Origin of the sequence: Stenotrophomonas sp. 2694 (assembly GCF_040548715.1) — a bacterium.
GTDB lineage: Bacteria > Pseudomonadota > Gammaproteobacteria > Xanthomonadales > Xanthomonadaceae > Stenotrophomonas > Stenotrophomonas indicatrix.
Map to the genome: position 1 here is coordinate 1 of NZ_JBEPSG010000008.1, position 18,744 is coordinate 18,744.

General features: G+C 66.5%; 17 protein-coding genes and 1 pseudogene. 7 read left to right on the top strand and 11 right to left on the bottom strand.

Translation table 11 applies throughout. The annotated features are described in order from the left end of the window. Nucleotides 1–363 (top strand): hypothetical protein (locus tag ABIA73_RS11545; protein ID WP_354275825.1); only part of this gene is annotated, 363 nt, incomplete at its 5' end. Nucleotides 364–518: 155 nt separating this feature from the next. Here ABIA73_RS11545 and rodA (ABIA73_RS11550) read toward each other — a convergent pair. Then, on the bottom strand, nucleotides 519–1,595 hold the full coding sequence (rodA, locus tag ABIA73_RS11550; RefSeq protein ID WP_180831964.1) for a rod shape-determining protein RodA: 1,077 nt from the start codon (nucleotides 1,593–1,595) through the stop codon (nucleotides 519–521). A gap of 423 nt (nucleotides 1,596–2,018) precedes the next feature. On the opposite strand from rodA (ABIA73_RS11550), the pseudogene ABIA73_RS11555 reads away from it, so the two are divergent. Then, nucleotides 2,019–2,428: pseudogene (locus ABIA73_RS11555) on the top strand (hypothetical protein). A gap of 311 nt (nucleotides 2,429–2,739) precedes the next feature. On the opposite strand, the gene rodA (ABIA73_RS11560) reads toward ABIA73_RS11555, so the two are convergent. The 5 genes from rodA (ABIA73_RS11560) to ABIA73_RS11580 all read right to left on the bottom strand — a co-directional run bounded on the left by rodA (ABIA73_RS11560) (nucleotide 2,740) and on the right by ABIA73_RS11580 (nucleotide 8,699). Then, nucleotides 2,740–3,852 (bottom strand): rod shape-determining protein RodA, encoded by a 1,113-nt coding sequence (gene rodA, locus ABIA73_RS11560; RefSeq protein ID WP_025877247.1) that lies wholly within the window; start codon nucleotides 3,850–3,852, stop codon nucleotides 2,740–2,742. Then, complete coding sequence (gene mrdA / locus ABIA73_RS11565; RefSeq protein ID WP_354275826.1) at nucleotides 3,849–5,933, bottom strand: penicillin-binding protein 2; 2,085 nt, start codon at nucleotides 5,931–5,933, stop codon at nucleotides 3,849–3,851. Before mrdA ends, rodA (ABIA73_RS11560) begins: the two co-directional genes overlap by 4 nt. A gap of 3 nt (nucleotides 5,934–5,936) precedes the next feature. After that, complete coding sequence (gene mreD, locus ABIA73_RS11570) at nucleotides 5,937–6,422, bottom strand: rod shape-determining protein MreD (RefSeq protein ID WP_025877251.1); 486 nt, start codon at nucleotides 6,420–6,422, stop codon at nucleotides 5,937–5,939. Beyond that, on the bottom strand, nucleotides 6,419–7,531 hold the full coding sequence (gene mreC / locus ABIA73_RS11575) for a rod shape-determining protein MreC (RefSeq protein WP_140225480.1): 1,113 nt from the start codon (nucleotides 7,529–7,531) through the stop codon (nucleotides 6,419–6,421). The genes mreD and mreC overlap by 4 nt, the downstream gene beginning before the upstream one ends. A 121-nt stretch (nucleotides 7,532–7,652) precedes the next feature. Then, nucleotides 7,653–8,699, bottom strand: a complete 1,047-nt coding sequence (locus tag ABIA73_RS11580; RefSeq protein ID WP_025877255.1) for a rod shape-determining protein — start codon at nucleotides 8,697–8,699, stop codon at nucleotides 7,653–7,655. Between the two features lie 282 nt (nucleotides 8,700–8,981). Here ABIA73_RS11580 and ABIA73_RS11585 point away from each other — a divergent pair, with 282 nt between their 5' ends. Next, a complete protein-coding gene (locus ABIA73_RS11585) occupies nucleotides 8,982–9,920 on the top strand; it encodes a carbohydrate kinase family protein (RefSeq protein WP_059065157.1) in 939 nt (312 codons plus the stop codon). A gap of 184 nt (nucleotides 9,921–10,104) precedes the next feature. Here the strand turns inward: ABIA73_RS11585 and ABIA73_RS11590 are convergent, their stop codons facing one another. The 5 genes from ABIA73_RS11590 to ubiE all read right to left on the bottom strand — a co-directional run bounded on the left by ABIA73_RS11590 (nucleotide 10,105) and on the right by ubiE (nucleotide 16,789). Next, nucleotides 10,105–12,075: an LTA synthase family protein gene (locus ABIA73_RS11590; protein WP_354275827.1), complete on the bottom strand. Its 1,971-nt coding sequence runs from the start codon at nucleotides 12,073–12,075 to the stop codon at nucleotides 10,105–10,107. A gap of 310 nt (nucleotides 12,076–12,385) precedes the next feature. Beyond that, nucleotides 12,386–13,015: an HAD family hydrolase gene (locus tag ABIA73_RS11595; protein WP_099785438.1), complete on the bottom strand. Its 630-nt coding sequence runs from the start codon at nucleotides 13,013–13,015 to the stop codon at nucleotides 12,386–12,388. Next, nucleotides 13,003–13,734 carry a hypothetical protein gene (locus tag ABIA73_RS11600; protein ID WP_315830040.1) on the bottom strand — a complete coding sequence of 244 codons (732 nt, stop codon included), beginning with the start codon at nucleotides 13,732–13,734 and terminating at the stop codon, nucleotides 13,003–13,005. Before ABIA73_RS11600 ends, ABIA73_RS11595 begins: the two co-directional genes overlap by 13 nt. Nucleotides 13,735–13,860: 126 nt before the next feature. Further along, complete coding sequence (locus ABIA73_RS11605; protein ID WP_354275828.1) at nucleotides 13,861–15,789, bottom strand: M1 family metallopeptidase; 1,929 nt, start codon at nucleotides 15,787–15,789, stop codon at nucleotides 13,861–13,863. Nucleotides 15,790–16,027: 238 nt separating this feature from the next. Beyond that, nucleotides 16,028–16,789: a bifunctional demethylmenaquinone methyltransferase/2-methoxy-6-polyprenyl-1,4-benzoquinol methylase UbiE gene (gene ubiE / locus ABIA73_RS11610; RefSeq protein WP_025877269.1), complete on the bottom strand. Its 762-nt coding sequence runs from the start codon at nucleotides 16,787–16,789 to the stop codon at nucleotides 16,028–16,030. Nucleotides 16,790–16,869: 80 nt separating this feature from the next. On the opposite strand from ubiE, the gene ABIA73_RS11615 reads away from it, so the two are divergent. The 4 genes from ABIA73_RS11615 to ABIA73_RS11630 all read left to right on the top strand — a co-directional run bounded on the left by ABIA73_RS11615 (nucleotide 16,870) and on the right by ABIA73_RS11630 (nucleotide 18,678). Continuing rightward, on the top strand, nucleotides 16,870–17,322 hold the full coding sequence (locus tag ABIA73_RS11615) for a nucleoside deaminase (RefSeq protein WP_005411083.1): 453 nt from the start codon (nucleotides 16,870–16,872) through the stop codon (nucleotides 17,320–17,322). A 199-nt stretch (nucleotides 17,323–17,521) separates the two neighbouring features. Further along, the gene (locus ABIA73_RS11620; protein ID WP_025877271.1) at nucleotides 17,522–17,782 is read left to right on the top strand and encodes a hypothetical protein; all 261 of its coding nucleotides are present in this window, start codon (nucleotides 17,522–17,524) and stop codon (nucleotides 17,780–17,782) included. Between the two features lie 74 nt (nucleotides 17,783–17,856). After that, nucleotides 17,857–18,183, top strand: a complete 327-nt coding sequence (locus tag ABIA73_RS11625) for a hypothetical protein (protein ID WP_025877273.1) — start codon at nucleotides 17,857–17,859, stop codon at nucleotides 18,181–18,183. Nucleotides 18,184–18,255: 72 nt separating this feature from the next. After that, a complete protein-coding gene (locus ABIA73_RS11630) occupies nucleotides 18,256–18,678 on the top strand; it encodes a low affinity iron permease family protein (protein ID WP_025877275.1) in 423 nt (140 codons plus the stop codon). Nucleotides 18,679–18,744: the final 66 nt, after the last annotated feature.

Genomic DNA, 18,744 nt, shown 5'->3' on the forward strand with positions numbered 1-18,744 from the left:
CTCTTTGGCGACCTGCAATTTGAAACAAACCTCATATCTATTCATGTAACCCTCGGGGTTGGATCAGGTGTCCAACTCCTGGGGGTCACTTCACCTTGGGGGCTTGTCCGCGGCATCCATGCCGCAGACACCCCTGCGCAACCCATCTACCCGGCCACGGACAGGTTCCTGCAGCTTCCACCCACGCAAAGAGAAAAAAGAAGAGCGAAGAGCAACAGCGGGTCGCTTCGCTCTGAGCCGAGCGTGGGCTCGGCTCTACAGGAAGCGTGGGCAACCGGCCATGCTGCTTTTGCTTTTGATCTTTTTTTCTTCTTGCGTGGGTGGACGCTGCAGGAACCTGTCAGCGGCCGGGCGGGTGGGTAGTGCGGGGTGTCCGCGGCATGGATGCCGCGGCCAAGCCCCCAGGGATGGGTTCACGGCGTCCCCGCACTATCCACCCGCCCGGCCAGCCCTCAGCAATCCAGCTTTCCACGACCCACCCGCCCCACCCACGAGGGGCTGTGCCGTTGGCTGGAAACCTACGCGTGCACCGGCCGATGCCCCCGCACCGCCATCACCAGCCCGATCCCCGCCAGCAACGACACCGCCGAGGTGCCGCCATAACTGATCAACGGCATCGGAATGCCCACCACCGGCAGCAATCCGGAAATCATCCCGCCGTTGACCAGCACGTACACGAAGAACGCCAGGCCGAGGCTCCCAGCCAACAACCGCGCGTGCGTGTCGCGTGCCTGCACCGCGATCGACAGGCAACGCCCGACCACGAACAGATACAGCGCGAACACCACCACCACGCCAATCCAGCCGAATTCCTCGGCAAGCACCGAGAACGCGAAATCGGTGGTGTACTCGGGCAGGAAATCCAACGTCGCCTGCGTGCCGTGCCCCCAGCCCCTGCCCTGCAGGCCACCCGAGCCGATGGCGATGCGCGACTGCAGGATGTTCCAGCCGGTGCCCAACGGATCGGCAGCCGGATCCAGGAAGGTCAGCACGCGATTCTTCTGGTATTGCCGCAGCAGCCCGAACCACGCCAGTGGCGCAGCCACCGATACCGCACTCAAGCCGGCCACCACCCAGCGCCACTGCAGTCCAGCCAGCAGCAACGCAAACACGCCACTGGCCGTCACCAGGGTGGCGGTACCCAGGTTGGGCTGCATCAGGATCAGCAGCGCTGGCACCCCGATCAGTACTGCGGCCGTCAGCACCGTGCGCGGCGATGGCGGCAGCGGCTGGCGGTGCAGATACCAGGCCATCATCAACGGCAGGCTGAGCTTGAGCAGTTCCGAAGGCTGCAGGTAGAACACGCCGAGGTTGAGCCAGCGCTGCCCGTATTTGCCGGTGCCGATCACGTACACCGCCATCAACGGCAGCATCGACAGTGCATAGATCGCCGGCGTCCACGCGCGCAGGCGCAGCAGCGAGACCCGCGACAGCAGCCACATCGCTGCCAGGCCACCGGCAAAGCGCATCGCCTGCCCGTGCACCGGCCCGTTCACGCTGTGCAGCACCGCCAGGCCTGCGCCCATCAGGATCAACAACGCGATCAGCAACGGCAGATCGATCGTGCGCAGCGCCTCACGGCAGCCACCAAGCATTCGTTTCCATTTCACCCGCGGCACGGTAGCAACCGGCGCTTTCGCGAAGCTGTCAGCGCTGTTTGACGCTATCGACTCCTTCGGCGACAACTGCTTTTGGCGACTGGACTTTCCGGGTTTCAAACAATTCTGATTGGAGCCGCAAGGGCCCCGTGCACATCATGTGCGGCCACCGACAACGGGTGGCACGGGACTCCAATCCCGTTTGATAGATGCGTTGTTTACGCTTGCCAGCCGGCGTCGCTTTTTCCTTGTTGAGCGGCGTCGGCTGGCAATCCGTCCGTGCGTCTTTGGCGGGCGGTGCGTGGAGGGCCTCGTGCCCGCCGGCGTTCCAGCGTCTATCACCGGTATTGGAGCCACGCATCGCCTGCCACCCTCGCCTCCACGCGGGGTGGCCCTTGCCGACCGCACGAGGACCCCGCCATGTCCGCTTCCACCTACCCGTACCTGTTCGCCACGCTGGGCGAGGCTGCTCACCAGCTGCCGCATGACATCGCCCGCGCGCTGGAAACCACGCTCACTGCAACGCAGGCCGCCAACGCGCCGGGCGGCCCTACCCTGCTGGACTGCCGCAGCGCATCCGCCAGGTGGAAGCGGCAGATGGCCAGCCGTGGCCGAGCAAAGGGCGAACGCAGGCGCAGTGCATGGCGATGGCGCGCATCGACCGCGCCAATGCCGGGCTGACCTTCCTGCTGGAACTGCTGCACGCCAGCGAACGCGTACGCGTGGACGGGGACGACACGCAGCATCTGCCCGACGACGCCCGCGAAGGACTGCTGCTGGCCTGCCGAGGCCTGTCGGAATACGTGGATGTGCAGTTGCAGGCCGCGTAATGCGCACGTCGCTGTGCCCTCGCCTGCCTCTCGTACAGCGCATGCCGGCCCTGAGCCGAGCATGGCTCGGCACTACAAAGAGCGAAGCGACCCGCTTCTGCTCTGCTTTATTTCTCTTTGCGTGGGTGGCCACCGCAGGAAACTGTCAGAGGCCGGGCGGGGTGGCTTCGCGGGGGTGTCCGCGGCATGGATGCCGCGGCCAAGTCCCCAGGGATGGGTTCACGGCGTCCCCCGCGAATCCACCCCGCCCGGCCAACCACGGCTGTTGCTTTCAGCAACCACCCACGAGGGGCTGCGCCGATGGCTGGAAACTACCCGTAACCGCCATGCACCGGATTGTGACGACGCACCGCCATCACCAACCCGAACCCCGCCAGCAGCGACACCGCCGACGTACCGCCGTAACTGATCAACGGCATCGGCACACCTACCACCGGCAGCAGGCCGGAAATCATCCCGCCGTTCACCAGCACATAGACGAAGAACGCCAGACCCGTGGCACCCGCCAGCAGGCGCGAGTACGAATCGCGCGACTGGCTGGCGATCCACAGGCAGCGCCCGATCACCACCAGGTACAGCGTCAGCACCAGCGCCACGCCGATCCAGCCGAACTCCTCGCTCAGCACCGAGAACGCGAAGTCGGTGGTCTGCTCGGGAATGAAATTCAGGTGCGACTGCGAGCCTTCGCCCCAGCCCTTGCCGTCGAAACCGCCGGAACCAATGGCGATCTTCGACTGGATGATGTTCCAGCCCGCGCCCAGCGCATCCATTTCCGGGTCGAGGAACATCATGATGCGGTCCTTCTGGTACGGCCGCAGCAACCAGAACCAGGCGACCGGCGCCACCGCTGCCACACCGCCCACGCCCAGCCCCACCCACCACCACGGCAGGCCCGCCAGCAGCAGCACGAACACACCACTGGCGGCGATCAGCACGCCGGTGCCGAAGTCCGGCTGCAGCATCACCAGCCCGGTCGGCACACCGATGATCACCATCGCCACCAGCACCGTGTTGAAGCGCGGCGGCAGCGGCATCTTGTGCAGGTACCAGGCCACCATCATCGGCAGGCTGACCTTGAGCAGTTCGGCCGGCTGCAGGTAGAAGAACTTGAGGTCCAGCCACTGCCGGCCGTATTTTCCCGTTCCCAGCGCGAACACCGCCAGCAACGGGATCATCGAGATGGCGTAGATCAGTGGCGTGGCCGAGCGGATGCGCAGGATCGGCGCCCGCGAAATGCCCCACATCGCCGCCAGGCCCACGGCAAAACGCACGCCCTGCGCCATCACCAGGCCATCGCCGCCAGCACTCTTCAACGTCGCCAGGCCGATCACCATCAGCGCGCCCAGGGCCAGGCACAGCAGCCAGTCGAGGCTGCTGAAGAACCGCTGCAGCATTTCCCCGGCCCAGCGCAGGAAGGCGCTCATCGGCTGGCCTCCGCCGCGACGGTCGGGCGAGGACCGACGGGCACCGCCGCAGCAGATGGCGAACCCGGAACCGGTGCCGGCGCCGGCGCCGGTTGCGGTGCGGGCATGCCGATCAGCACCGGGTGCTCGCCCAGCTCGGCGGCGGCGGCGTCGCCGGCCGGACGCGCGTTCACATCCTCATTGTCGAAGGCGGTGATGCCGATGGCGGTGGTGCCGCGTTCGCTGTCCAGCGGCTGCATGCCTTCAGGCATCTTGCCCAGCAGCCAGGCATCGAAGATCTTGCGCGCGATCGGTGCGGCCGCCGCGCCGCCGTAACCGCCGCCTTCCACGGCGATGGCCAGCGCGATCACCGGCTGCTCGGCCGGCGCGAAGCCGACGAACAGCGCACGGTGGCGCAGGTGCATCGGCAGGCTTCTGGGATTGACCGCGGCCGTGCCCTTGCGGCTGACGACCTGTGCCGTGCCTGTCTTGCCCGCCATCGTGTAGGGCGCGCCGGCCGCCATGCGTGCGGCGCTGCCGCCGGGAAGCATGGTGGCCATCATGCCTTCGCGCACGGCCTGAAGATTGTTCGGGTTGGGGCTGACCGGCTTGCTCGGGCCGGGCTCCGCCGCCACCCAGTCGCTGTCGAAACCAGCACGCTGCTGCATCACCAGATGCGGCGTGCGCAGCTGGCCATTGGCCAGGCCGCTGACACCACGGGCCAGCTGCAGCGGGGTGACCTTCCAGTCGCCCTGGCCGATGCTGATGTTCACCGTGTCGCCGGGATACCAGGCTTCCTTGCGGCTCTTCCGCTTGTAGGCCGGCGACGGCAGGATGCCGGAGATCTCGCCGGTCAGATCGATGCCGGTCGGCTGGCCGAAGCCGTAGTACTCCATGTAATGATCGAACCGCTCGATGCCCAGGTCCAATGCCAGCCGGTAGTAGTAGGTATTGACCGACTGCGCGATGGACTTGCGCAGATCGGTCCAGCCGTGACCGCCACGATGTGAATCACCCCAGCCACGCGAGGTGCCCGGCAGGTAGAACATGCCGGTCGACAGCACCTTGTCCTCCGGACGGCGAACGCCCGAATCGAGGCCGGCCAAGCCGATCAGCGGCTTCAGGGTCGAACCGGGGGCAACGCCGCCGAGTACCAGGCGATTGAACTGCGGGCGCGACGGGTTGTCGTTCAGCGCCTTGAAATCGGCATGCGAGATGCCGTTGACGAACAGGTTCGGGTCGTAGGACGGCAGGCTGACCATCGCCAGCACTTCACCGGTACGCGGGTCCATCGCCACGGCCGAGCCTTCCTGATCACCGAAGGCAGCCACCATCGCCCGCTGCAGGTCGGCGTCGATCGACAGCCGCAGGTCGGCGCCGGATTGCGCAGCGACACGACCGATGGTGCGGATCGCGCGGCCCTGCACGTTGGTCTCGACCTGCTCGTAGCCGACCTTGCCGCGCAGTTCCTGCTCGTAATAACGCTCCAGGCCGGACTTGCCGATGTGGGTCAATGCGGCATTGCCCTCGCCGAGGATCTCCAGATCCTTGTCATCGACCCGGCCAACGTAGCCGATGATGTGCGCGAAGAGGTCGCCATAGGGATAGCGACGGGTCAGGTACGGTTCCAGCTCGACGCCGGGAAAGCGCCAGCGGTCCACCGCGAAGCGCGCCATTTCCTCATCGCTCATGCGCAGCTTCAGCGTGACCGGCAGGAACTTGCGGCGCGCCTTGCGCGACTTGTTGAACGCTTCCAGCTCTTCCGGACTGATCTGGATGATCTTCGCCAGCCCTTCCAAGGTGGCGTCCATGTCCTTGACCTTGTCCGGGGTCACATCCAGGCGGAATGCCGGCACGTTCTCGGCCAGCAACCGACCATTGCGGTCATAGATCATGCCGCGCCCGGGCACCACCGGCCGCGGCTTGATGCGGTTGGCTTCGGATCGGGTGGCGTAGATGTCGTGGTCCAGCACCTGCAGCTTGAAGTACCAGCCGCCCAGGCCCAGCAGGCAGACCAGCACGCCGAAGAAGCCCAACGCCGCACGGCGCCGGAACTGTTCGGCTTCGGCGTGCGGATTCTTGACCTGGCGGCGCGGCAGCATGGCTCAGCGCCCGCGCTTGCCGAAGCGCACCGCGTCCAGCAGTACGAACACCAGCGGCCACAGGCCCATGCCCAGCAACGGTGCCCACCAGTACGACCACGGCAGGGTCGGCTCGCCCACCAGGATATGGACCAGCGCGCTGACGATGCGATCGTTGAACAGCAGGCCGCCGATGGCCAGCATCTGCTGCGACATCGGGAAGAAGCGGATGCGCGCGCGGAAGCGCTGCAGGATGAAGGCCAGCATCACCAAGCGCAGCGCCTGCTCGCCCAGCACCCCGCCATACAGCAGGTCGGCGACGACGCCGCTGGCGAAGGCGATGCCGAGGCCGACGCGCTCGGGTGCTTCGATGACCCAGTAGGCCAGCACCAGTGCGAGCCAATACGGACGCAGCGGCTGCAGCAGCGCGGGCAACGGCAGCAGGCCCAGCAGCAGGGCCACCACCAGGCTGGCCGGCAGCACCCAGCGGTTGTCGCGAAGGCGGCTCATCGCTGCGCCTCCGGCTGCGGTTGGGTGGGCTGCGGTTGCGTTTGCTGCGGTTGCCGGCCAGCGGCCGGCACTACCGGGGAGGGCTGCGTCGTCGAAGGCGCGAGGCCCGACGGGCTCGTCGCAGACGAGGACGGCTGCCGGCCAGCGGCCGGCACTACCGGGGTAGCCTGCGTTGCTGCAGGCGCGGGTCCGGTCGGCAGCGCTGTGGCATCGGCCGGGCCACCGGGAGCGGCCTGTTCCATCTGCAGGCGCAGGTTCGGCGGAATGCGGATCGCAGCGCCAGGGCGCAGCAGCAGCACGTCGCGGCCGCGATCAAGCTGCGCGGCCGGTTTCAGTTCGCCCACCAGGAAGGCATGGGTATCGTCCGGGCGCAGCCCGGTGATGGTGCCGACCGGGAATCCGGCCGGGAAGCGGCCGCCGAGACCGGACGTGACGATCTCATCGCCCACTTCCACGCCAGCGCTGAGCGGGATGTCGCGCAGTTCCAGCTTGTCGCCGCGGCCGTAGACGATCAGGCGCACGCCATTGCGGGCCACGGTCACCGGCACCGCGTGGTCGGGGTCGGTCAGCAACAGCACGGTAGAGCTGCCCGCGGTCACGCTGATCACCTGGCCCATCAGGCCGCCGGAATCGATCACCGCCTGGCCAACGTGCACGCCTTCGCGGCTGCCAGCGTCCAGTACCAGGCGCTGTTTGACCGGGTCCAGGTCGATGTCCAGGATCGGCGCCAGCTGCACGTCCAGGCCACTGCGCTCGGCCACGTTCAGCAGTTCGCGCAACTGGGCGTTGTCCAGTGCGGCGGTCTGCAGGCGGGTCAGGCGGGCGTTGGCCAGCAGCAGCTGGTTGCGCAGCTCGCGGTTCTCGGTCACCAGCTGGCCGTGGCTGGCGGCGGTGTCGCGCACCTGGCCGCCGAGCTTGCCGGGCAGGCCGGCCAGGGCCCACACCGGCTGCACCAGGCTGTTGGCCTGCTCGCGCAGACGCGCCAGCCAGCCAGCCTGGTCGTCGAGGACGATCAAGGTGATTGCCAGTGCGAGATAGGCCAGCAGCCGCAGCGGGCTGGCGGCATCACCGGATCGGGAAGCGACGGGAGGTCCGGCGTAGGGCGGCACGGCAGCGATTCAACTGGCAGAAGGCGGAAGGGAAACACGCGGGCGCCCCGCCGGTGCCGACCCGCCGATGTGGCGGGCCGCACCCCGGAGGGGCGCTGCGGGCGCAGGCAGCCGGGACAGCTTATTCCGGCGCAAAGAACTCGTTGCCGTGCATGTCGACCAGTTCCAGCGCACGACCGCCACCGCGGGCCACGCAGGTCAGCGGGTCGTCAGCCACCTGCACGTGCAGACCGGTTTCCTCGGAAATCAGGCGGTCCATGTCGCGCAGCAGGGCGCCACCACCGGTCAGCACGATGCCGCGCTCGGCGACGTCGGCGCACAGTTCCGGCGGGGTCTGTTCCAGTGCCAGCTTGACCGCGCTGACAATGCCGGACAGCGGCTCGTGCAGCGCTTCAAGCACTTCGTTGGAGCTGATCTTGATCATCTTCGGCACGCCCTCGGCGAGGTTGCGGCCGGAGATTTCCATCTCGATCGCTTCCGCCTGCGGGTAGGCACAGCCCAGTTCGACCTTGATGCGCTCGGCGGTGGCTTCACCGATCAGCATGCCGTGGTTGCGGCGGACGTAGTTGGTGATCGATTCGTCGAAGCGGTCGCCGCCGATCCGCACCGAGGCGGAATAGACGATGCCGTTGAGCGAGATCACCGCCACTTCAGTGGTGCCGCCGCCGATATCGATGACCATCGAGCCACGGGCCTCGGTGACCGGCATGCCGGCACCGATCGCAGCCGCCATCGGCTCTTCGATCAGGAACACGTCACGGGCACCGGCCTCCTCGGCCGATTCCTTGATGGCGCGGCGCTCGACCTGGGTCGAGCCGGCCGGCACGCAGACCAGCACGCGCGGGCTCGGGCGCAGGAAGCGCGACTTGTGCACCTTCTTGATGAAGTGCTTGAGCATCGCTTCGGTGTAGGTGAAGTCGGCGATGACACCGTCCTTCATCGGGCGGATGGTGGTGATGTGGCCCGGGGTACGGCCAAGCATCTGCTTGGCCTCGGCGCCAACGGCTGCCACCGACCGGGTACCACCAATGGCGCGATCCTGGCGCACAGCGACCACGGACGGCTCGTTCAGCACGATTCCCTGACCACGCACATAGATGAGGGTGTTGGCCGTGCCCAGGTCGATGGACAGGTCATTGGAGAACATGCCGCGCAGTTTCTTGAACATCTGGGAGTTGATCCTGAGGGGTGTCGCGCCCAACGCGGGATGGCGAAAAAATGGGCAGAAATCGAGGTCGACAAGCCTAGCAACCTGCCTGCCGCCGAGCAAGGAGAAAACTAGCTGAACCCGCGCCTTCACAGGCTTTCGGCCTGATCGGGCATCACCCGGTTCTGGCCCTGAGCGGCACCAGCGGGTAACCTTTGCGCCGTCGGGCGCCCAAGGGCGCCGTTTGCTTGCCTGCCGAAGTGGGCAGGCCCACCCCAAAATTCACCGCATAGGCTTACATCGATGTCCGCTCTGATCTGTGGTTCTCTTGCCTTCGACACCATCATGGTGTTCCCGGACCAGTTCAAGAATCACATCCTGCCGGACAAGGTGCACATCCTGAACGTGTCCTTCCTGGTGCCGCGCATGCGCCGCGAGTTCGGCGGCTGCGCCGGCAACATCGCCTACAACCTGCACCTGCTCGGTGGCGATCCGATCCCGATGGGCACGGTGGGTTCGGACTTCGGCCCGTACCGCGAGCACTTCGATGCCCTGGGCATCGACCTCACCCGCGTGCGCGTGATCGATGAGCTGTTCACCCCGCAGGCGTTCATCACCACCGACCACGACAACAACCAGATCACCGCCTTCCACCCGGGCGCGATGATGCGTTCCTACGAAAACCACGTGCGCGACGTGCCGGGCGTCAGCCTGGGCCTGGTCGGCCCGGACGGCCGCGAAGGCATGATCCAGAACGCGCTGGAATTCCACGAAGACGGCGTGCCGTTCATCTTCGACCCGGGCCAGGCCATGCCGCTGTTCAACGGCCCGGAACTGCGCGAGTTCATCGAGCAGGCCGATTACGTGGTGGTCAACGACTATGAGTCGAACCTGCTGCAGGAACGCACCGGCTGGAACGAAAAGGAGATCGTCAGCCGGGTCAAGGCCTACATCACCACCCGCGGCCCGAAGGGCGCAGTGATCCACACCCCGGAAAAGAGCTACGACATCCCGCCGGCGCACGAGCGCCGCGTGGTCGATCCGACCGGCTGTGGCGACGCGTTCCGCGCCGGCCTGATCTACGGCATCCAGAAGGGCTTCGACTGGCTGACCATCGGCCGCATGGGCAACCTGATGGGCGCGCTGAAGGTCGAACACCCGGGCACCCAGAACCAGCGCTTCACCTTCGATGAGTTCAACGAGCAGTTCAAGCAGCAGTTCGGTTACGCGTTGAACGCGTAAACGAACTGCCCGCGCATTCAACCCGATGCGCCAGTGGGGAATGCTTGGTCGACCTGCCGGCCGGCGGCCGGCACCGCTCTGGTAGCGCCGGGCCACGCCCGGCGGCTTTCCGATCAGACACCTTCGATTCCAGATGCAGCCCGCGCTGCGCGCTCGCCGGGCATGGCCCGGCGCTACCTCCATCTCAGGGCCTGGCCTTCGGCAAGCGGTACAGCTCTTTCTCGTAGGCCAGCGTGCCCCACATCGCGTAGGCATGTGCGCGCCGTGCCAGTTCCGGCCGCAGCGGCTGCGGCTGCAGCTGGTCGCTGGCCGGGTCGTAGCGGAAGCCCTGCGCTGGCTTGTCCGGCTGCAGGATGGCCACGTCGTTGCCCTCCATCCACGCCAGATTGCGGTCGTACTGCATCAGCGCGCGTCCGGGCTGCAGCCGCTGCAGGTCGGTCAGGTCCTGGCCAACGGTGGGGGTGGCATCGGCAATGCCCAGCAATGACAACAGCGTCGGCGGCAGATCGATCTGGCTGACGATGCGGGCATCGCGGCGCGCCTCGATGCCGCCGCCAAGGATCAACCCGGGAATATGGAAGTTGCCGATCGGCACCATGTTCTTGCCGAACACCCGCGAATCATGGTCGGCCACCACCAGGAACACGGTGTCCTGCCAGTACGGTGAGGCCATCGCCTTGCGGAAGAACTCGCCCAGCGCGTAGTCGGCGTACTTGGCGGCGTTGTCGCGGGTCTGCTTCGGTTGCTCGTACAGGTCGATTCGGCCGTCGGGGAACTCGAAGGGATCGTGGTTGCTGGAGGTGAACACCAGGCCGAAGAACGGCGTGCCCTGCGCTTTCAGCTGCCGGAACTGCTGGTCGGCGCGAGCGAACAGATCCTCGTCCGACGCGCCCCAGGAGCCGACGAAAGCCGGCTTGCGGTAATCCTTGCGGTCCACGATGCGGGTGAAGCCATTGGCGAGGAAGAACTCGCGCATGTTGTCGAAGTGGCTTTCACCGCCGTAGTAGAAGCCGGTGTCGTAGCCATGCCGCCCCAGCACATCGGCCAGGGTGAAAAAGCGCTGGCGGCTGGCAGGCAGCTTCACCACCGATTCGGCCGGGGTCGGCGGGAACCCGGTCAGGACCGCCTCGATGCCGCGCACCGAACGCGTGCCGGTGGCATACAGCCGCTCGAACGCCCAGCCCTGCGTGCTCAGGCGGTCGTAGTTGGGCGACAACGGTCGTCCGCCGAGACTGCCGATGAACTGCGCGCCCAGGCTTTCTTCCAGCACGATCACCAGATTGCGCGGCTTGCCCTGGTACTGCGGCGGACGCAGCGCCAGGCTCGGCAACGCGTCGGAGACGTACGCCGATGCCGGCAGGCCGCTGCTGGCGCGCAGTTCGCTGATCACCTCGGCAAGCGGCAGGTCACCGTAGACGCGAGAGGTTTCGCTGCGGGTCGCCAGTTGCCGCGCGGCATAGCCGACGGTGTACAGCGAATTCAGCGGCAAGGCGTTGATGGTGGGGTCGGTAGAGAATGCCACCAGCGCCGGATTCAAGGGCCGATGACCCAGGCTGGAACGCACGCCCAGCGCCGCCAGCAGCAGCACCAGCAACGCCAATGGCAGCCGCCATAGCCATCCGGCTTCGACTGCGAGCGCCGGGCTGTTGCCGACCCAGCGCCGCGACCCGCGAAGCAATGCCCAGAACAGCACGATCACAGCGGCAACTTCGATCACCACGGCCAGCAGATGGCCGCGCAGCAGCGTCATCCCGACTTCTTCGGGATAGATCAGATACTCCAGGAACAGCCGATTGGGGCGCAGGCCGTACTCGGCCATGAAGCTCGGCGTGGCCAGTTCCATGAACACCAGCAGCACGCTTGCCAGGATCAGCCACCACCGCAACAGATGGCGCCACGCGCGGCCCACGCGTCCCTCCAGCGGCAACAGCAGCGCCAGCACCGCAGGGATGCCGTACAGCAGGCACAGGGTCGACACATCCACCCGCAGCCCCTGCAGCAGCACCGTGGACCAGCCGTCGGCAGCACTCACCCGCGCGGCATGCCACAGCGACAGCCCCAGTCGGGACAACGACAGGGCGACCAGGCCAAACAGGAAGAAGGCGGCAATCGGACACAGACGCCGGTACAGCGACACCCACGCAGCTCGGAGCATGAAAGGAATCCAGAAATGGAGCAAAGGACACCCATGCCCCATCCTTGGCAGCGGGCCACACCGGACAACGTGTTACCCGACACAACCGCCAGCGCAGCGGAACTTCCCGCCGGCACCTTCAGCATCCACCTCAGCTTCAATCGGGCTGCGGCAGTGAGCGGCGGTGGTTCCGCAACCGCCTCCGCTTCAGCCCCGGTGGGTCATTCGAAGAACGTCCCGCCGACCGCGCACAATACACTGTGATGACAGTCGGCAGTTGACTGCAGGTGCGGCCCCTGGCTACCCGCCAGCGCGCGCACAGAGCACCGCGCTAGCCTCCCCAGCGCTCCAGCACCGCCCCGCAATCGGCCAGGTGCCAACAGGCCATGCCCGGCCACGGGTTGTCCGGAGCGTTGACCAGCAGCGTGCGGCTGCCCGCCGCGCGGCCGCATTCGAGATCGAAGCGGTAGTCGCCTACCATCACCACCTGCGAAGGTTCCACCTGCCAACGCCGCAGGAAGTACTGCAGCCCGGCCGGTGAGGGTTTCGGCTCGGCCTCGTCGCGGCCGATGATGTCGTCTTCGGCAAAGACGTCGCCCAGCCCGATCGCCTGCAGGGTGACCTGCGCCAGGCTGCGCACGTTGCGGGTCAGAATGCCCAGCCGGCAGCCGGCGCCCTGCAGCGCGCGTACCAGCGCCACCGCTCCCGTTGCCGGCTGGGAAGCAGCGGCCAGCGCACGCTCGTGCGCCAGCAGCCAGGCGTGCTTGGCGCTGGCCTCTGCGGCCGGCAACCCGGCCAGGTGGGTGAGGATGTCATCCTCCTGCGGAATCGCCAGTTCGCGCTTGATCCGCGCGAAATCATGCACCGCCACGGTCAGCGTGCCATCCATGTCGAACACCCAGTGGCGGATCGCCGACAGCGACGACGCAGCCGCCGGTGCCTGCACGGTCAACGCCACCACGCCGGCATGCGGCTGGCATCCACACCACCGGTCTCGAACACGGCCGTGCGCGTGCCACCGGCCTTGACCGGGAACTCGATGCTGATCGACTTGCCCTTGGCTGCCAGCTTCCACAACGCCTTCTGGTCGGTGATGAACATGGCGATCGCCTCGTCGGTCTTCGGCCGCCAGGCCGCCATGGAGACCGGCTTGCCGCCGTCCACCGTGACCTTCACCGTGCACTGCGGGCAACGGAAATCGCCGGCCTGCAGCACCAGGTAGGCATGACGCTTCCATTCGGGGTGGTCGCGGAACACCAGCTGCACCGGCTTGGCGCCGCTGCCATCCACATCCACCCGCTCCTTGCTGAAGATCTGTGCCGACACCTGGTTGCCCTTGCTGCCGACCGGAATCTGGTTGTACTGCCACAGCGCCTGCATGCGGCGCAGATCGCGCGCGGCATCGCCCTTGGCCTTGACCTCGTCGAAGCCGGCGGCGATGCGCTCGGCGGCGGCGGTGTCCTTGTACTGGTCCAGCAGCGAGGCGCCATGCAGGCGCGCACGCTCCCAGTCCTGCGCGGCCACGGCCATGTCGTACTGCTTGGCCACGTCCTCGGCCTTGGCCTCCTTCTGCGCCTGCGCGGCGGCAGCGGCGGCCTCCTGCGCCTTGCGCTCTTCCTCGGGGTTGCTGCAGGCGGCCAGGGCCAGGGTGCAGGCGGTGAGCAGGATCAGTCGTTTCATGGCGGAGTCCTTTACGGGTGCATCCCGATTCTATCGGCAGCGAAAAGCGGATACAGCAACGGCGAGTTTCCCCGCCGTTGCTGGTGAAGCAGCATCAGGTTGCCGGCCGGCGGCCGGCACTACCGTTTACTTGGCTTCAGCCTTGGCCAGCATGTCCTGCACCGAGGCGGTGGTGATCGGGTGGTAGCCCGGCTTGGCCTTCTCGAACGCCTGCTTGGCCAGCTCCAGCCCCTTCGGGGTCTTCACCAGTTCAGCGTAGATCGGCAGGATCAGCTTGCGACGGCCGACACGCTCGATGAACGCAGCGGCCGCTTCATTGGCCTGCTCGTAGCCGCTGCGGATGGTCAGCGGGTACCAGCGCATGGCGATCTCGCCATTCGGGGTGCCAGTGAAGTGGAACGCCTTGTCCAGCGTGGCCAGCTTGTCCAGCGGCTGGGTGGCGCCCAGGCCATCGATGAAGCGGACCCATTCCTGGGTGCTCCACTCGGCGATCACCTGGCTGCTCGGCACGGTGCCGGCGCTGGCGAAAGCGATGCGCGCGGTATCGACGCTGGTGAAATTGCGCGACTGCGCCTTGGCTGCGAACGCCGGAATGCCCGGCTCGTCCAGCCACGCCTTCAGTTCGGCCTCGGTCACCGCCGACGGATTCTTCGGCAGCAGGTTCTTCTTCAGGTACTCGACGAACTGGTCGGTGTTGGCGCTCTGGAAGGCGTGGTCATCGAACCAGCCGCGCAGGAACGGATCGAAAGTTTCGCGGCCGAAACGCTGTTCCAGGAATTCCAGGAACCACGAACCCTTGACGTAGGCCACCTGGCTCAGGGCTTCGTCCGGATCACGCTCGTTCAGCGGCGGCAGCGCCAGCGCCTGGTCGGCCGGGCTCATGTCCTTCACTTCGGCCAGCAGATCGGTCTGGTCGATCTGCTTTTCCATTTCGGCCATCTCCTTGCCATACAGGGCTTCGGTGATGCGGCCCTGGACGTAGGTGGTGAAGCCTTCGTTGAGCCAGATGTCCTTCCAGCTGGCGTTGGTCACCAGGTTGCCCGACCAGCTGTGTGCCAGTTCATGGGCGACCAAAGAGACCAGCGACTTGTCGCCGACGATCACGGTCGGCGTGGCGAAGGTCAGGCGCGGGTTTTCCATGCCGCCGAACGGGAACGACGGCGGCAGCACCAGCATGTCGTAGCGGCCCCAGCGGTATTCGCCGTACAGCTTCTCGGCGGCACCGATCATTTTCTCGGTGTCTTCGAATTCCTTGGCGGCCTTGTTGACCATGGTCGGCTCGGCCCAGACGCCGGAGCGGCCGGAGATCGGCTCGAACACCAGGTCGCCGGCGGCGATCGCCAGCAGGTAGGACGGAATCGGCTGCGGCATCTTGAAGGTGTAGTCACCGTCACGCGCGGCCTTGGGATCGTTGTCGGCGCTCATCAGCACCATCACGTCCGGGCGCGAGACCACGTGCGCGCTGTAGGTGAAGCGCACGCTCGGGGTGTCCTGCAGCGGTACCCAGGAACGGGCGTGGATCGCCTGCGACTGGCTGAACATGAAGGGCAGCTTCTTGCCCTCGGTCATCGACGGCGCCAGCCACTGCAGGCCCGAAGCGGTCGGTGCGGTGTGGTAGGTCACTTCGACCTTGGCCGGCTGTTGCGGGGTTTCGATGGTCAGCTTGCTGCCGAACACCTTGTCGGCCGGGGCCAGCACGAACTGCAGCGGGCTGCGCGCACCGTCAGCGGCGATCGCTTCGACCTTGGCGATGCTCAGCTCGCGGGTGTCCAGCACCAGCTGCTTGGCGTCCTTCTGCTTCCATTCCAGGGTGTAGGTGGCGGTGCCGCCGATCTGCTTCTGGTCGAAGTCCAGCTTCAGGTCCAGCGCGATGTCCTTGACGACGACCTTGTCCGGCTCGGCGTACGAGCTTTCATCGTGGCTGCGGTTTTCGGCGTTCACGGGGGCGGCGGGAGCCTTCTGGGCAGTCGGGGCGGCGGCGGGTGCGGCCGCCTCCTGGGAGCAGCCGGCGGCCAGGGCCACGGCCAGCGGAAGGAGCATCAGCGGATTGCGCATGAATCGGGACCGTTACGGGGAACAAACCCCAATGGTACCTCTCCCCCGGCCGGGAAGCGTTGCGCGGTGCGGGGTAATGGCCGGCCCCGCGATGGCCCGGCAGGTGCCAACCTTGGTTGGCACGGACCTGTCAGCGCTCGCGGACGGGCGTGTGCCAACCAAGGTTGGCACCTACCAGGACCGTGCCGGGACGTTGCGTGGTAGCGCCGGCCGGGCCATGCCCGGCGACCGTCAAGGCTTACAGCTTGTAGCCGGAGTGGATCGAGACGATGCCGCCGGTCAGATTCTTGTAGTGGCAGCGCTCGAAGCCGGCCTGCCCCATCATCGCCTTCAGTTCTTCCTGCGGCGGATGCTTGCGGATGCTCTCGGCCAGGTACTGGTAGCTGTCCGAATCGTTGGCGAACAGCTTGCCCAGCTTCGGCAGGATCTTGAACGAGTGGAAGTCGTAGATCGGCTTGAACCAGTCGGCGGTGACTTCGGAGAACTCCAGCACACGGGCCTGGCCGCCCACCTTCAGCACGCGGAACATCTCGCGCAGGCCAGCGTCCTTGTCGGTCACGTTGCGCAGACCAAAGGCGATGGTCACCAGGTCGAAGCTGTTGTCCGGGAACGGCAGGGCCTCGGCGTTGCACTGCACATAGTCCAGGCCCAGCACCAGGCCGCGGTTGGTCAGGCGGTCACGGCCGACCGACAGCATGCCGGCGTTGATGTCGCCCAGCACCACCGAGCCCTCGGCACCGACGCGCTCCTTCAGCAGCGCGGCGATATCGCCGGTGCCACCGGCCAGATCGAGCACGCGGTCACCCGGCTTCACCTGCGCGGTGGCGACGTAGTAGCGCTTCCATGCCCGGTGCACGCCCATGCTCATCAGGTCGTTCATCAGGTCGTAGTTGCGCGCGACCGACGTGAACACCTGGCCGACCAGCTTCTGCTTGTCCTTGGCGTCAACGTCGCGGAACCCGAAATGGGTGGTACCGGATTTGTAGGGGGATTCGCTCATGCCCCCGATTATCGCACCGCCGGGCCCCTGCGGGGAACGCTGGCCGTATCATGGCGCCCCACGACCTACCGGAGCCCCGCATGATCACCACGCCCGACTACCAGGCCCTGCTGCAGACCGCCATTGCCGAAGCCCGCCAGGGGCTGGCCGAGGGCGGTGTGCCGATCGGCGCGGCGCTGTACCACAACGACGGCCGCCTGCTCGGCTGCGGCCACAACCGCCGCGTGCAGGAAGGTGACCCGTCCGTGCATGGCGAAACCGATGCCTTCCGCAAGGCCGGCCGCCAGCGCCGCTACCAGGACACCATCATGGTCACGACCCTGGCCCCGTGCTGGTACTGCTCGGGCCTGGTGCGGCAGTTCAACATCGGCACGGTGGTGGTCGGCGAATCGCGCACTTTCCAGGGCGGCATCGACTGGCTGCGGGAAAACGGCGTCAACGTGATCGACCTGGACAGCCAGGAATGCGTGGACCTGCTTGGCGGTTTCATTGCGCAACATCCGGAAATCTGGAACGAAGACATCGGCGAATGAGCATCCGCCACGGCTGATGAGCCCGCCTTGATGAACGCTTCAGTGCCGGCACAGCCTTGTGCCGGCAGCGTCTGCACGCTTCAACGTGAACTGCTGCGCAGTCAGCTGCGTGCCGTCAACACGCGCCACTAACATCCTGCTGCGCAGCGACGTCTAGGGTGGAATGCAACCGGGGCCCCGCCCCGGATTGGAGCCGACCATGCAAGCGCATGCCGTACGTCCTCGCAGTGACCCGGCCCTGGCCGCGATCTGGAGCCGACTGCAGCAGCAATACGCACTGCACCAGCGCAGTGCCCCGTTCTGGAGCGCCTACCAGGACATGCAGCAGGATCTGCTGCACGACCATCCCCGCGACCTGGTGCGCCTGTGCAATGCGATGGCCGCCATGGCCGAACGCCTGGGTGCGGTTGAACACGCACAGCTGCTGCGCCATCGCCACGCTGGCTGCACATCACGCTGACGCGGCATGCACCGCCGCCCGGGCCACACTGTAATGGGCCCCCACTCCCTTCACCTCCAACCGATTGGATCGTCATGCACGCTGAAGTTCCCGCCATTCCCCCTGTCATCAATGTCGATGCGGAGCTGGATTACTGGCGCCGCCAGCACGCCGATGGCGCACTCGCGCACACCTCGTTCGGCACCTATGTCCCGTGGATCAAGTTCGCCTGTGATTCGCTGATCACCCAGCCACGCGCCAGCAACGCCCAGCGCGATGAGCTGTTCCAGACCCAGTACGCCCTGCAGATCATGCCGCGCCTGAGTGAAGCGCAGGCCCGCGAATTCGTCGAACGCTGCTGGCAGCACGTCTACCTGGCCAGCCCGGTGCGCAGCCAGGAAGCACCGCGCCTGCGCGCCTGAGTCCACGCCTGCTGCACGGCACCTGCACGGCCATGTGCCGATGATCGTCGCCATTCCCGTGGAACGATGACGATGAGCGCAAGGAACCTGTTCAATACGATCGCCAAGAAGGCCGCGGCCGCCACCGGCTCGCCGTGGACCTTCCTGGCCGCAGTATCGATCGTCGTGCTGTGGGGCATCAGTGGCCCCATATTCAAGTTCAACGACACCTGGCAGCTGGTGATCAACACCGGCACCACCATCATCACCTTCCTGATGGTGTTCCTGATCCAGCACACGCAGAACTCGGACACCGCGGCGATGCAGATCAAGCTGGACGAGCTGATCCGCGCCACCGCCGAGGCCAACAACGAGCTGCTGGATCTGGAAGAACTGGACGAAGAGCGCCTGGAAGAGATCCGCGCCGAGTACGAAAGGATGGCGCGCGAAGCCGGCGACGCATTGACGCGGGTACGCGCCTGCCGCACCGAGCGGCGCGACGACGAAGCGGTGTAGCCCTGCTCATTGACCGGTAGCGCCGGCCGCTGGCCGGCAACTGCACGATCCCTGTTGATCCCGCGC

Coding starts and splice junctions, on each gene's coding strand:
- rodA (WP_180831964.1), bottom strand. CDS start 1,595: ATGCTTGGTGGCTGCCGTGAGGCGCTGCGCACGATCGATCTGCCGTTG.
- rodA (WP_025877247.1), bottom strand. CDS start 3,852: ATGAGCGCCTTCCTGCGCTGGGCCGGGGAAATGCTGCAGCGGTTCTTC.
- mrdA (WP_354275826.1), bottom strand. CDS start 5,933: ATGCTGCCGCGCCGCCAGGTCAAGAATCCGCACGCCGAAGCCGAACAG.
- mreD (WP_025877251.1), bottom strand. CDS start 6,422: ATGAGCCGCCTTCGCGACAACCGCTGGGTGCTGCCGGCCAGCCTGGTG.
- ABIA73_RS11580 (WP_025877255.1), bottom strand. CDS start 8,699: ATGTTCAAGAAACTGCGCGGCATGTTCTCCAATGACCTGTCCATCGAC.
- ABIA73_RS11585 (WP_059065157.1), top strand. CDS start 8,982: ATGTCCGCTCTGATCTGTGGTTCTCTTGCCTTCGACACCATCATGGTG.
- ABIA73_RS11590 (WP_354275827.1), bottom strand. CDS start 12,075: ATGCTCCGAGCTGCGTGGGTGTCGCTGTACCGGCGTCTGTGTCCGATT.
- ABIA73_RS11600 (WP_315830040.1), bottom strand. CDS start 13,734: ATGAAACGACTGATCCTGCTCACCGCCTGCACCCTGGCCCTGGCCGCC.
- ABIA73_RS11605 (WP_354275828.1), bottom strand. CDS start 15,789: ATGCGCAATCCGCTGATGCTCCTTCCGCTGGCCGTGGCCCTGGCCGCC.
- ubiE (WP_025877269.1), bottom strand. CDS start 16,789: ATGAGCGAATCCCCCTACAAATCCGGTACCACCCATTTCGGGTTCCGC.
- ABIA73_RS11615 (WP_005411083.1), top strand. CDS start 16,870: ATGATCACCACGCCCGACTACCAGGCCCTGCTGCAGACCGCCATTGCC.
- ABIA73_RS11620 (WP_025877271.1), top strand. CDS start 17,522: ATGCAAGCGCATGCCGTACGTCCTCGCAGTGACCCGGCCCTGGCCGCG.
- ABIA73_RS11625 (WP_025877273.1), top strand. CDS start 17,857: ATGCACGCTGAAGTTCCCGCCATTCCCCCTGTCATCAATGTCGATGCG.
- ABIA73_RS11630 (WP_025877275.1), top strand. CDS start 18,256: ATGAGCGCAAGGAACCTGTTCAATACGATCGCCAAGAAGGCCGCGGCC.